Here is a 13,952-nt window from a genome sequence, read left to right on the forward strand (position 1 = left end):
ATACCTCACTTAAGAAGTAACATTTTTTTCCTGGCTGAAAATATATCGCTGTCCAGACTGTAAAAATATATCCCGCTGGCGACTGCCTGCCCCTGATCATCACGGGCGTCCCATACGGCAACATGTCGGCCCGCGGGAAGAATCTGATCGACAAGGCTCCGGATTTCCTGACCAAGAATATTATAAACGGTCAAGCGCACCGAAGCGGCCTGTGTAAGGTCGAATCTTATTTCTGTCGACGGATTGAACGGATTGGGATAATTCTGATAAAGAGTGAAAGACTCGGGAAGGAAAGCATCCGAATTATTTTCGAGACTCGATTTCATGATGTACCCGTCAACCGTCGAAAGTTGAATATCTTTTATCGTGAAACCGGAATGATTCACAACCTCGATAAACTCATGCCGGCCGGACGGCATAATCTCACCTTCATCACTGTAAATCAAAAACCTGATGAGATTGCCCTCCACGGCCGACTTCACTGTCATTCCGGACATTTCAAATTGCGACCTGATAACTGTTTCAATATCTAACTTATTATCTCCCTGCAAAGTAATGGCCAATCCACCCAGATTCTCCGGGGAATCATAAATAAGGCGGTAATAGCCTTCATTATTGTCAATGCCGATACGCACAATCCCGTCAAAGGGCGAAATTTTGGGACTGCCCATCCCCGCATTCACAATAACGTTAAGCAAATAGACCAGATCGGCGATCGTTCCGCCATGGCCGTCCCGGTTGACATCCGAATTGAGCCACTGAGCCGGTGACAACGGCACCAGGGTCGGATTAATAAAATAATTCGTAAAATAAATAACATCGCCGATCTCATAAGGGACGCCATTGAGGTTGATATCCCCCAGACTGTTGAGAGAAGTCGACTTAATTTTGATATAACCGCGGGTAAAAGTGATCTGATTCGGAATTATTTTATCACCGAGTTCATTGGTCAAAGAGTTGTCATTTTGCTCGATCGGATCGCGAAAAACAAATATCAAAGGAATTGAAAGACCGGCATACTGTAGATTATTACTGACGTAAAATTGCATCGCCGCCAGCGGCCCTGAACCGGGCTGAATATCGGTTCCAGCCACGCCCCCTTCAAGATCGGCGATACCGGTCAGAAGGACATCCCCGAAGATGCCGCGATTATTCAGCTTATATGTAAAATACTCAAAACCTCCCGACCTGGTCCCGGTTTTCGTGATTGAGGACAGTGTCAGAACGCTGACATCATAATTGAAAAGAATGTTAAATCCGGAAATTGCCTCAAGATTATCAAACATCAAATGTGCCGTCGCATATTCACCCGGATAAACCGAAATGGTGTCAAGCGCCAGACTGTAAACATCCGTCGATAGGACATTCAGGGCCACCGTGGCGGTATCGGCAGCGCCAAACTGATCGACCAGACAAACCTTAACATCATAAAAGCCGGAGTCGGAAAAAGCCGTTTTCCAGGTAAATGTTCCGGGATTGCCGCCGAGAAATTCCACGCCGCCGGGAGCGTCAAGTATCATCCAGTTGACCGGATCCAGGTCGGGATCGTAACCGGAAACATCAAAAGCCAGTTCTTCGCCCGAATTAATGGTCACGGTCCCGGGTGATGTTATAACAGGATTTCTATTACGATTTATTACAATCACTTCCGTCTGCAAAACGGCGGTATTCTGGCCGTCGCCGGCCCAGAATGTCAGGGCATAAGGCGAGCCCTCGGATGAATTCGGGCCGCCGAAATCGGTCTGCCATATTAAAACGCCGGTTCCATCTCCATGATCGGCAAACGAGGCGCCGGCGGGACGGGTCAAAGTGCCCAGCGAAAGCGGATCACCATCACTATCAACAGCTTCGACAGCCAGTTGAAGCCTATTACCCTCAAGAACATACTGGCGCGATATCGGCTTAAACTCGGGAACGGCGCTTCCGGCTACCGCCAAAGACGGTAACACCATGGCCCCCAAGCCGATTATGAGCAGGATTATGATAATAGTTACTATTCTATAAAACATATTTTCTCGAAGCAGAATTATCCGCTATCTCTTTGAGCAATTAGCAGACCAATAACCGGTCAATTTAAGACGCGGCTCCGTCACCGGCCCAAGCTGGGTCAGCTGCCCCAACTGCTCTTCCGCAATCTCCTATAAAATCTTATAATCCCTTATCAAACAACGCTTTACAATCCATGCAAACATTTTGCGCGCAATTAACTTATACTCAATACTCATCCCCTGAAAGAAAGCCTGTTGTTGTAAGGTTTAGTATGGCGGGTAATCTTGAAAACTTGTTACAGACTTTGCTATTTTGATGCAAACTGATGCAAATAAAAATGCTGGCTATCCGTGCCAGAACAAAAAAGCCCCGGTACCTCCCTGGTATCATATCTCTTAAGGTTTTAAGGGCCATTAAACTCTTTCCCAAGTAATTCGAAAATCTTTACTCTTATCGATCCCTCAAAAATTTTATCTCCCTCTCTTATTTATTCCCCGCAGGGAGGGTTACCCCTCCCCGCGAAGAAAATTAATGCCGTTTACTTCAGCATTACCATCTTCTCTGTAGCCGAGAAAGCACCGGCCTGAGCACGATAGAAGAATACACCTGATCCGACCTGTGAGCCGTCGAATTCGACAGTCACAATACCGGCTTCACTGGTGCCACTGTAGTTCGCAACCTTCTGACCAAGGACGTTATAAACGTCGATCGACCAGTCGGCGGCAAGCGGCAGAGACATCTCAATGGTGGTAGCCGGGTTGAACGGGTTAGGATAGTTCTTCAGGCTGAAATTGGCCGGAAGTATCTTAGCTGTGTAGCCAATACCATTGTAGTCGGCAGCTTCAACCGAAATGAGCTCGCCGTTGGTATTGATGACATTACCGGAGGCAGTCATGCCTTTTTCAAAGCTGTAAACCAGAGCGACGGTGTTACCATCGATCATTCCGGTCGCCAGCTCCATACCGGCAGCGCCACTACCCAGAGTCACCGGGACATCGCCGGCCAACACGAAGTAGGCGGCGCCGACTTCACTGTTGAGCACAACACTGTGGCCATCGGCAACAGCGTTCAGGACGATGTTTGGGTTTTCTTTCGGCAGCGGAAGGGCATCACCAACGATGACACGAATGAGATAAACGAGGTCGGCAACCGTCAGAGCGATACCGTCGCCATTGATCTCAGTCGCAGCCTTCTGACCTTCATAGTTGACTGTGAAGGCAGCGGGGCCATAGATGAAGTAGTTGGTGAACACAACCGCGTCCGCGATTTCGTTGGCAACGCCGTTCAAGTTGACGTCGCCGCGGGCATCGATCTCATCCGTTGAGATAATATCAACGCCGCCGCCATAGAAGTATACGAAATCAGCCGGTACCGGCTTGTCAGGAAGCGGATTCACGAAGCATTCTTCCTGAGCGCCGAAATAAGTCGGGAATCCGTACAGCGGATTGGTGACTTCAATATAAGGATTGCCGTTGTACCAGAAGACACCCAGTGACAAACCGGTGGTGACTTCAAGCGGACTGGACGATCTGTAGTTGAAAGCTATGGCGTTGTCGCCACAATCCATCCAGAAGAAATTCACCGGAGCGAACATGCCGGCGACATTATAGTTATTCGAGACCAGGAAGTCGAGGGTGAACAGGACTGTCCCGCCCGGAAGAACCATAATGGTCGGATTGTGCGGACCATCGTTGTATTCAGCCATACCGACGACACGGAGCAGGCCGCTCGGGCAGCCATTGCCGCAGTTGCCGTTATAGTTGTAACGATAGGTGAAGTATTCCCATTCATTGGCGCCCGGAATATCAAAGATAGCGCCGGGGATCGCGCCAACAAACGCCAGCACGGAAGGATCATAGCCGATCAGCATGTCAAAGCCGAGCAGGTTCTCGGAACCTTCTTCGACGGTGACATCGACATAAGCATGATGACCCTGGAGCTGACCATGGATCTTCTCGATGACGATCTTGAACGGAACTTCACTGATGACACGGAGTGTAAAGGTGCACTCTGAGAATTGACCGGCACAGTCAGTCACACGAACGGTGACGGTCCAGTCACCATCATCATCGGTTACCGGCGAAGCAGTTACAAGACCACTGTTATTAACAGTTACTGAACCCCCAAAAGTACCGGGACCAACTATTGATTCGACGGTCCAGGCTTTGGTATCACCCAGGTTGGCATCGGTAGCGGTAAACTGCAGGGTCTTGGTCGCGCCAGTACCCACGGTCAGTACCGAACCGCATCCGCCGCCAATAACCGGTGGTGTATCCAGAACATTAACCGTGAAAGCACATTCCGTGAAATCACTGTGCTCGGTATCCTGGACGCCGACGACGACATCATGGGAACCGACCTGCGCACAGGTAGGATTGAATGTCCAGACACCGGATGTCGCAACAATCGCGCCGGGACCGGAAATCAGGGCAAAGTTCAGAGGAAGATTGCCTTCCACATCGGTCGCATTGAAATCATAATTGAAGCCAACATGGAACTGAGCGGACAACTCCACTGTCGGGCAGTTGGAAAATTCCGCATTCACGTTCGGCTGCTTCTTGATGGTCATGCAATACGGGCCGCCAAATGTCGGGACTGGATCTTCGAACAACCAGTCATACTTTCCCGGAGGAACCTGATTCGGGATACTGCAGCTGTCGATACAGAATGTAGCGAGCTGGGTAGGATCCAGAGCGGGCGCCGTGAAAGTAAAGATAAAGCGAGGCACCATTGGAGCGCCATTGGGCATACCGGCAATACCGGAACCGGTCCAGTTTACGGTGTCAGCCACCGCACCGTTCCAGCCCCAATACGCGAATTCATTCATCAGGGCCCACCAGGCACTGCCGGCTTCAAAGCCGTTTAATCCCACAGGATTGTTGGTTGTCCAGGTAGTCGCATCACCGCTCATGTAAAATGTAAGCGGGATACTCATACCGGTGCGATCAAAACCATCCGGATTGTCCAAAGAAAGAGTAAGGGTGAACGTAGCGCCCGCCTTAATATGGTCGGCGCCGTCGTTCCAAATCGCAGTAGTTGGACCAAATTCATGCTGGATGGTCATCGCGTTTGCTAGCCCAAAAGAAAGAAGAATAATCGAAGCGAATACGAATGCAAACAAAACGCGTTTCATCTTTTACTCCTGTTTTGTTTCGTTAACAAATAAATTCATATTCAAATGACTCCTTTGAGTCAATTTCCCCCTCGGAATCCGAATCTTTAATTGTTCTCTCCGGCGAGAGCCACCAGGCCCGAGAAAAGCGACAGATTCGAAAAGAAGAATCTGAAGTATAAATTCTTTTTCTTCTGAGCGCGTGTCCAAAGAATTACCTCTCTAAAGTTTCACCTCCTTTCTTTCTTTTCAAAATAATTTCCAACTTATCAGTTAATGTCAGCCTTTTATTAAAGCTGTATAATTTTCATGTTAACCGCAATTGGGAGGCGGACCACCCTTGTACAGGTAATTTATCAGGTATGTGGCATCCAGCAAATTAATGCCACCCGAATGATTAACGTCGCACATAGCCGGCAATTCCGGTGCCGCGCCGCCCTTATACAGGTAATTTATCAGAAAAACCACATCCAGGATATTGATCGCACCGTTATTATTCATATCGCCGCACAAACCGGCAGGCAAAACAAAAAGAGAACCGTTGTAAATGGCAACATAGTCGCTGTCGAGACGGCCGCTCAAGATTGTGTCGCAACACCAGAATGAATCGTCGGGCCCATTTTGAACTTCGCTGAAATAATAACAGGTGTCGAAAGAGGCATTCCAAACATCACAATGATACCAGGTGGTATCAAAGGTGGTATCAGTAATAACACCAATGGCGTTGCCGGCCTCATCCGAAAAGCTGAAATTGTCCAGATTTGTCGCCTGAATAATAATATTCACCGTCCGATCTTCCTGATCATCCGGGATATTATAAATATCAGCCCTAATTTTGATTAAAGGCTTGTTGGTCGTTTGCGGATAAGGAATACCCGGTGTATATGGCGGCGCAATCTCGTTGGCATAAGCCGCTATTTTCAAATCATGCCCGGTATAATTGCTGGACCGGGAACGAACGAATTCCCATCCCGAACATAGGGTTCCGGTAGTGTCGTGATTTCCAACTAATAAACTATAAATGTTGACATCGACCGAATCGTAATCAATTTCCAACTCCGGGAAAGCTATCACCGAATCGGTCACATCCATCCAATACTGACAAATTCCCGGCGCGGCATAAGTGGTACAGCGCCAGAAAGCAGAGTCATAAAACGTTGCAGTATCGGTTTGAAATTCCATTATGTCGGGTCTGTCGAGAACCAGCCATAATTCAAAACCGGCCACGGTATCCGCATAGGACTTCATGTAAATCGAAATAACGGAATTTTGCTGTCCCGATGTACCCGTGGTATCACCAACTCTTACGCGCAGATTTTCAAACTGCCCGAAGGCTGGAAGCGCAAAAAACATGGCGACAGCCACGGCAATGGGAACCAGCCTGTTCAGCCGAAGGGATAAAAAGCTGAAGGACATTATCCTCCTCCTTGATTGAATTTCCAAGCTCGTCGACTCTTCCTTAGCTATTCCGGCCTATACAAAACACCTACAGCTTAACCGTTACAATCTAAGTGAATAGCCAAGGAGGTCTTAACCATCCTATCGGCCTTTTCACTTTTTTTTTCAGCAGCTTAAATCCATCAATCAAGTTAACGTGCAGTTGCTTCCTTTAAGCAGCTTCCCCCTCGCCAACTTAAAGCTGATTTTCGTAAATTTGACAGTGTACTTCTAGAGTATGTAGAAGACCAATTTTGTTCACCTTATTGTTTTAACAAGGTTGTTCTGCGGACATTACACCTATCATCCGAACTTGAATATATACATAAAGTCATTATCTGTCAATAAGAAAATCAGTATAATTTTACAATTTCTTTATATAGCAAATAAGCGACCAAACCGGCCGGGCCGGTCACAGCGCCGCCAGGCGGCGCCCCCCCTCTGACTAGTGTGAAAAACGAAGCATATAATAGGCAAGATAATGTTCATTTTACCGGACTGCTGCAATTACTAAATTTGACAATAATGACCCGATATGATGATAAAAAATATTTTTGTGACAAATTTGGTCGTAAGGAAGCCTGCCTTATAGACGGGATGATTTTTCTCCCAAAAGCCTTCAGCTTCAAAGCTGTGTCCAAAATTATGGTTGCGATAATCATAATTAATGCGTAACCTTAGCCATTATTAAAGCTCAATAACTGAGGGATTAGAATAAATATGGCCAAATTAATGAGTAAAAAAACCAAAGAAACCGTCCAGACAATCGTTGTTCTGGCCCTGATCATACTTTTCGTCGGCTTCTATATAATATATCCATTGATAACTGTTCGAAAAATGACCAGTCGTCCAGATGCCGGAAATTTCGGGGATCCGGAATACGTCCTCGAAAACAACCCGGCCGCTTTTGTCGAAGAAGGCCTCCGGCCGGACACTTTTGCTGTTTCCACCGATGATAATATCCGCCTGGCGGCCGCCTATTTTTACCCCGATTCCACCCTTTTTGCTTCGCCGCTCGCCACGGTGATTCTGATTCATGGTACCGGCCAGGACAGAACCGCGATGATTCCGTTTATTCGACCGCTTATCGATTCAGGCATGGCTGTGGCCCTATATGATCAACGGGCCGGCGGTGTTTCGGGCGGAAGATACCATACGCCGGGAAGGTATGAAGCGGAAGATCTCAACCAGTTGATTACCAATCTCAAATTCAATGATAGAATCTTCAGACCGCTGATAGCAGTCGGTTTTGGCGGCGGCGCTGATGCCGCCATGCTGGCTTCGGAAGAGGAAATGCGGCTTGACCGGATAATCGCCGTCGAGCCGAATTTAACGCCGAATCGATGGATCACAAATCTAAAGAACAGGCGCGGTTCACTGCCCATCCCGTTTTACCGAATGGTCTATTACTGGTGGTATAAAAAGATTTTCGGTTATCCCTATGACCGTTTCGGCACCGACGGCATCCAGGCCCTGACGGCCAAAACCAGTCTGATAATGGATGAAGGAAGCCTGGCCCTGGATGAGGTCGCGCGGCTCAAGGAAATATCGGGCGAACTTCTGACGACATTTCCGAAACCCGACAATGACCTGACCCTTCGGGAGATGATTCTTGGTGAGATATATTCGGCAGTTAAAGAAGCAAAGTAATAAAGACTTCTGCCAATAATTGTCATTTCTTAAAATTCTATGCCGAGATCAACCGAGAAATCCTCGGTATTATAATCGGATAATTGCCAGGTAAAAAGTAATTTCATATTCATCAGGGGAAGCCGCCCGATGCCAAAACCTATTTCGCTATATGGCCGGGCCGCCGACATACTCAGTTGGTCATCAGGAAGCGGGTCCTGATTATGGAAATCTGTCCAGAAAATCCCGCCATTTAAGCTCAAAGAAAAGGGAATGTTTTTTATCAGGGGAAGACCGCTTTTCTTGAAAAGAAGCCGCCCGAAATTATGGTCCAGATAGACCAGGGCGGCCCTGTTTCCGATAAAATTATTTTCGCCCAGAGTTTTAAATGAGCGATTGGCCACCATTTCCTCGGCCCCGAAATCGACCGTGAAATATCTTTGTGGAGGAAGGATTTTATCCGAGGCGCCGGCATAAATCGACAGTGAGCTGATGCCCAGACCGAGCGTCCGCTGGCGGCGCTCGAGCATCAGATAATATTTTGAAAACTCGAAATCATTGTCGATAAAATCGGGCGAAGCATACTCAATCCCGGCCTTGAAAATAGTATATGGTATGGTCTGAAGCCGCTGAATCTGTCTTTTACTTTTCATAAGCGGCCGGCTGTCCCAGGTAAATTGACCGGTGACAGCGCGAAGCTTGCCGGGGCTGATTCTTGGATTCAAACGATGCGGCTCGCCGTTATCGAAAAAGCTGAAAGTCGTATTATTGGGTGCCGAAAGCTGGTCGAAATCATTGTATATGATCGAGACCCTGGTCTGGTTAATGACTTTGGTTTCGACTCCGACTTCGAATCCCCGTTCATGGTAATAATCAAGATTGTCATAACGATTGAGCAGCGAAAAAAGGGTCGGATTGTATGCCGGACTTGATATAATTGTCGGGCGGCGGGCTATCAGATCCCGATATTCTATCCCAACCTTCAAAGCCTGCCGCTTCGAAAGCGTGTAGTCAAAGGCATAGCGGTGCTGCCAGTACTCACCATCGAAGGCCCAGCCGGTTTTCAGCGCAACATCAAGCCGCGGGAATAACTCCCGCCGGCTGAAAGCCGCACCAAGGTACGGCCCCTCGACCCGGTTGAAATGAAAATAATCATACGCCGCAATGGTCAGGGCAATGGCTCCCAGTCCGACCCGGGCCGCGATTTTGGCTATCGATTTGGGCACATTTTCGAGAGAGTCGATTCGCTTGTAACCGCCCAGCTCGTTCTCGGTCAGTGGTATCAACTGGCTGGCCAGCCAGGCCGAGGAATCGATATTGTCGGCATCTTCCGCGACCTCAAGAATATATTCGTCGAAAGTGTTATCGGGAAATTCGACATCAAAACGATAATTATGAATAGCCGCGGCATAATCGAAACGAAAGACCGGGATACCGGGAAAGGTAATATCGACAAGGGCGGCCATCCGCTGCTCGATCGGCATCCAGTAATTATTATCGAACTGGGCAAAACTCTGGCGGAATCTAAGGCTGTCGATAAACGGCAAATCGACCACATCATTGAAACCAAGGTCGGCCCCGACCACCGCGAACTGCGAATCGACAATGTCGATTGTCCCGTAAAAAAGCGGCCGGCTTTGACTTTTCGGTTCCACCTCAAGCCGGAAAATGGCGGTGCTGTCTATATATATGGTATCGAGCAGGTAGTAATTATAATGGTCGAGGGCATCGCGCGCGGTCGGTGAAACAATCGAATATTTGTCGATATCAAGGCGATTCCGGTTAAGATTCAATATCCCCCCGACCGATACCAGATTCTGCTCCGGGGAAAGATTAGCCGACTGCTTGCGGGCCGTGATAATTTCCTTTTGCTTATCCGGATATTGCCAGAAATATTTAACCTGGGTTTCGGTCAAAATTCTGATATTTTCGCTGTCGGCTTTGGCGGTATCCCGCACTACCAGCTTGGTATAGGCATCGAATGAATAACTCTTGAGCCGCGAAAGAATATCATCCTTGCGGTCAATCGCTTCGACAATAATCCGCTGGGCCGGATCATAAGCCCGCTGATAAACCTTCATGCCTTTAATCGTCAATACCGATGGGCGCAGCCTGATATCCAGGGTCAGCACCGAATCGACAATATCTACATTAACCTTCTCGGAATAATGGGCAATATGGCTGAACTTGAGTTGATATTGTCCTGGCTTAAGCATCAGCCGATACTGCCCGTCCTGATTGGCCACCATTGACCGCCCGGTTCCCTCGACGCGGATTGTGGCAAACGGGACCGGTTCGCCGGAATCATAATCGGTGACCAACCCCTCAACAACGGCATTGGCGGAAAAACCGGGCAGAGCGATAAGTATTAATATTATAAGGAGTAGTGACGGCGTCAGCTTATTTATCATAATACATTTTATCTATCATGATTTGGTATAATGTATCATACGCCGCTCAATGCTATTAGTTCTGAGTTGATGAGTTTATTTTGTATTAAATTGCCTAAAACATAACCGCCGGGACAAGTCCCGGCGGTTATGGTGTGTGAATGGGTTCGGGAGCGTTGCACCCCCGAGGATAGTAACAAGCGTGATAGAGTCTCTTTTATGTCATATAATTACGGCAATTCTAATTCGCAGAAGCTTCTTCAAAATCCCGGAAACTAATACCGGATGCCAAAGTGCCGGTTCCCGTTATGTTCTGTGAAACAAAAAAGCTTCAATAAAAAGGTGATGTGACCTTTTAAAAACCTTTCAACAAGTATGTCGAGTTAGACTAAGCTTCCCCTTAATATTTCGAGTATATAAAACAGGATATAATTTGTCAAGTTTATTTTTTGATAAATTTTGAAGTGTTTTTTTGATGAAGAACGCGCCGCCCTAGTTCACCCAGGCGCCCTTCGGGCACCCCTCTCAAGAGGGGAAAATAATAATCTTGTTTAAAAGTCATTTGTTCATGGATATTCCTCTTTCTTGGACCGAATTTATGATTGACTCGGAGATATTATTATCGATTATTTATCATTAAGTCCCCTCTTGAGAGGGGATTTAGGGGTGTGTAAAACAGCGCCTATATGAAGAAGAAAATCATTACATATAATCCCTCACTTAAAGATACTGCCCTGAAACTGCGGAAGAACAGCACCCCGGCGGAAATTCGACTATGGCAACACCTGAAAGGAAAGTAGCTTATGGGGTTTGATTTTCACAGACAAAAACCTGTCGATAATTTCATTGTGGATTTCTTTTGCCCGGCATTAATGCTGGCCATAGAAATTGACGGATCATCACATATATAGCAAATATGACGCCGATATAAAAAGACAGAAAAGACTTGAGTCTTTTGGGTTGAGATTTCTAAGATTTTCTGAAAAAGATGTTATGCAGAATATTGATGGCGTCATGACCACAATTGGGTCTTGGATTGAAGAACACACCCCGCCCTTCGGGCACCCCTCTCGAGAGGGGAAAGAGTGACGCAATATTAATTGCTAAAAGAATATCTGATTTATCAAAATCATCTCACCGTAGACCGAACCTGCAATCGACTGGGCGAATATATTATCTCAAAGATTATTCTTGATCCCCTCTTGAGAGGGGATATAGGGGTATGTAAAATGGTAATAATTAATTACTAATACAACCTCTCCCGTTTCGCCAGGAAGGCGTAAAGGGCGATGTCGAACGGGACCGAAGTATCGATCAGGTGGTAATCAATCCGGCTCTGGCGGCATTCGGCAGCAATACGGTCCGAAAATTCCTGCGTCATCCGGGCATAATGTTTCTTGATCTGCCACGGAAGCGTCGTCAGTTCCTCGCCGGTCTCGATATCCTTGAATATCGCCTCGCGCGGGAAAGCAAAGTCGCGCTCGCGCGGATCCAGAATATGAAAGACGATCATTTCATGATTTCTGTACCGGAAGTGCTTCAACCCCGAAATAATCTTGTCGGCGTCATCGAGTAGGTCGGAGAAGATAATTATCAAACCGCGGCGGTGAATCCGCTCGGCCATCTCATGGAGGGTCGATGAAATATCGGTCTTGTCCGACGGTGCCTGGTTGGCGATTTCCTGCAAAAGGACATGCAGGTGCCCCGATTTCGAGCGCGGCGGCACATAGCGCCGGATTTTCTCATCGAAGGTCACCAGCCCGACCGCGTCGCGCTGACGCAGCATCATATATGACAGCGCCGCCGCCAGGGTGGCGGCATAGTCATGTTTGACCGTGCCGCCGGAGGAATATTTCATCGAGGCCGAACAATCGAGAAGCAGATATGCCTTGAGATTGGTTTCTTCTTCATACTGCTTGATATAATACCGGTCCGATTTGGCATAAACTTTCCAGTCGATATCGCGGATATTGTCGCCCGGCATATACTGCCGATGTTCGGCAAATTCGACCGAGAAACCATGATAGGGCGATTTGTGCATCCCGGCGATAAACCCCTCGACCACCATCCGGGCGCGAAGTTCCATCCCTTTCAATTTCCCGACCACTTCGGGATCAAGATATTTTCTATATTCAACCGGCATATTTTCCACCATCTGTGAACGGTCGGTTCAGAAAAAAACCGACCGCGGCAAGTCTGAGGACTTGCCGATCACATGAATCTTTATATTTTCTATTATACGCTTTTATCGTCCAATCGGCAAATGGGAAGATTTGTTTCATAGAATTGATAAATATAAAAGTAGGGACAGCACATTGTGCTGTCCACGAATAACAAAGGACAGAACAATGTTCTGTCCCTGCACTTTAACTAAAGCACTGTGTCTTCGGCCCTGAAGACCCCAGACAGGGGATTTCGACGCCAGCCCGTTATTATTTCTTCAAAACGGCTCTTCCCGAAGCGGTCCCGATATGAACGAAAGGAACATCGCTGCCGCGAACAAATGATTTTCTGATATAGACCTGATCGCCGTTGTAATACTCTTCCTCGTCATCGAAATCATATGGGCATTCAATATGCCCCTTTCCCGGCCGGTATGAAAATTCGAAATTGCCTTTAATCTCATGACCGTTGTACATCAGAATCGCTTTGCCCGAGGCGGAACCGACCCGGATATCATACTCCGGGGTTTCGGCCAGATCGACCCGCACCGTCCCCGAAGCGGTCCCGAAAACGGCGTCATCCTCAATGGTTATCCCGGAAGCATCAATATCCCCCGAAGCGGTGTTGATATCGAAAACTCCGGAGCAGTTGGTAATGTCGATATTACCAGACGCGGTGTTTACTTTGAAATCTCCGGTCATATCCTCGACACTGAAACTGCCCGAGGCGGTTGTGAACTCGATTTTGGTACCTTCAGGCACACGGACAATCCATCTTGAGTCGCCCGAAGATGAGCCCCTGATGATTTCCTCCAGTTCCAGGACCGATGAACTCTCGGTAAATTTCGGCTTCATGGCCCCATCGGGCCGCGTGTGCTGGATAAAAGTGGCCGTTATTTCATTGGTCTCACTCTTTTCGACAATGCAGTCGCCGGAAACAGTGTTGACAGTAACTCGTTTTTTGGCCTCAAACTTTTTGGTGACTTCATCGCCATAGACTTGAACGGCAGCAAGCATAATCAAGAGAGCCGCCGTGAATATGACAATTATTTTGACGGATTTTGACATAAAACCTCCGGAGCTTTTAAGATTTGCTACCCTTGAATACGGAGATGCGGTCAATCTGTTTCGGCTGTGATTCGGAAAGGCAGCCGGATAGCTGTTTTTTGAACGGAATGATGATAAATGGTCAGCTGCTTGACGAGTTACGGCAGGTCACATCCCGTTTTTAAC

8 protein-coding genes and 1 pseudogene are annotated in these 13,952 nt (G+C 47.6%); 2 read left to right on the forward strand and 7 right to left on the reverse strand.

Features of this window, described 5'->3' with window-relative positions:
• Nucleotides 1-5 precede the first annotated feature (5 nt).
• The 4 genes from CVT49_05925 to CVT49_05940 form a co-directional block, all read right to left on the reverse strand.
• Entirely contained in the window at nt 6-2,009 is a 2,004-nt protein-coding gene (locus CVT49_05925; GenBank protein PKK83963.1) for a hypothetical protein, read from the reverse strand.
• 518 nt (nt 2,010-2,527) lie between these two features.
• Nucleotides 2,528-5,122: a hypothetical protein gene (locus CVT49_05930; GenBank protein PKK83964.1), complete on the reverse strand. Its 2,595-nt coding sequence runs from the start codon at nt 5,120-5,122 to the stop codon at nt 2,528-2,530.
• 3 nt (nt 5,123-5,125) lie between these two features.
• Nucleotides 5,126-5,311 (reverse strand): hypothetical protein, encoded by a 186-nt coding sequence (locus CVT49_05935; GenBank protein PKK83965.1) that lies wholly within the window; start codon nt 5,309-5,311, stop codon nt 5,126-5,128.
• 102 nt (nt 5,312-5,413) lie between these two features.
• The gene (locus tag CVT49_05940; protein PKK83966.1) at nt 5,414-6,517 is read right to left on the reverse strand and encodes a hypothetical protein; all 1,104 of its coding nucleotides are present in this window, start codon (nt 6,515-6,517) and stop codon (nt 5,414-5,416) included.
• A gap of 741 nt (nt 6,518-7,258) precedes the next feature.
• Here CVT49_05940 and CVT49_05945 point away from each other — a divergent pair.
• Entirely contained in the window at nt 7,259-8,188 is a 930-nt protein-coding gene (locus tag CVT49_05945) for a hypothetical protein (GenBank protein PKK83967.1), read from the forward strand.
• A gap of 29 nt (nt 8,189-8,217) precedes the next feature.
• Here the strand turns inward: CVT49_05945 and CVT49_05950 are convergent, their stop codons facing one another.
• Complete coding sequence (locus tag CVT49_05950) at nt 8,218-10,578, reverse strand: hypothetical protein (protein PKK83968.1); 2,361 nt, start codon at nt 10,576-10,578, stop codon at nt 8,218-8,220.
• 665 nt (nt 10,579-11,243) lie between these two features.
• Here CVT49_05950 and CVT49_05955 point away from each other — a divergent pair.
• A pseudogene (locus CVT49_05955) lies at nt 11,244-11,646 on the forward strand (DNA methylase).
• Between the two features lie 157 nt (nt 11,647-11,803).
• Here the strand turns inward: CVT49_05955 and CVT49_05960 are convergent.
• Together CVT49_05960 and CVT49_05965 are read right to left on the reverse strand one after the other, a co-directional pair.
• Complete coding sequence (locus CVT49_05960; protein PKK84017.1) at nt 11,804-12,700, reverse strand: DUF58 domain-containing protein; 897 nt, start codon at nt 12,698-12,700, stop codon at nt 11,804-11,806.
• Nucleotides 12,701-12,989: 289 nt separating this feature from the next.
• The gene (locus CVT49_05965) at nt 12,990-13,787 is read right to left on the reverse strand and encodes a hypothetical protein (GenBank protein ID PKK83969.1); all 798 of its coding nucleotides are present in this window, start codon (nt 13,785-13,787) and stop codon (nt 12,990-12,992) included.
• Nucleotides 13,788-13,952 lie beyond the last annotated feature (165 nt).

The sequence above is a fragment of the candidate division Zixibacteria bacterium HGW-Zixibacteria-1 genome, assembly GCA_002838945.1.
Taxonomy (GTDB): domain Bacteria; phylum Zixibacteria; class MSB-5A5; order GN15; family PGXB01; genus PGXB01.

Bases quoted from the DNA above. Each gene is read 5' to 3' on its own strand.
- CVT49_05965 (PKK83969.1), bottom strand. From the start codon at position 13,787: ATGTCAAAATCCGTCAAAATAATTGTCATATTCACGGCGGCTCTCTTG.
- CVT49_05945 (PKK83967.1), top strand. From the start codon at position 7,259: ATGGCCAAATTAATGAGTAAAAAAACCAAAGAAACCGTCCAGACAATC.
- CVT49_05925 (PKK83963.1), bottom strand. From the start codon at position 2,009: ATGTTTTATAGAATAGTAACTATTATCATAATCCTGCTCATAATCGGC.
- CVT49_05930 (PKK83964.1), bottom strand. From the start codon at position 5,122: ATGAAACGCGTTTTGTTTGCATTCGTATTCGCTTCGATTATTCTTCTT.
- CVT49_05940 (PKK83966.1), bottom strand. From the start codon at position 6,517: ATGTCCTTCAGCTTTTTATCCCTTCGGCTGAACAGGCTGGTTCCCATT.
- CVT49_05960 (PKK84017.1), bottom strand. From the start codon at position 12,700: ATGCCGGTTGAATATAGAAAATATCTTGATCCCGAAGTGGTCGGGAAA.
- CVT49_05950 (PKK83968.1), bottom strand. From the start codon at position 10,578: ATGATAAATAAGCTGACGCCGTCACTACTCCTTATAATATTAATACTT.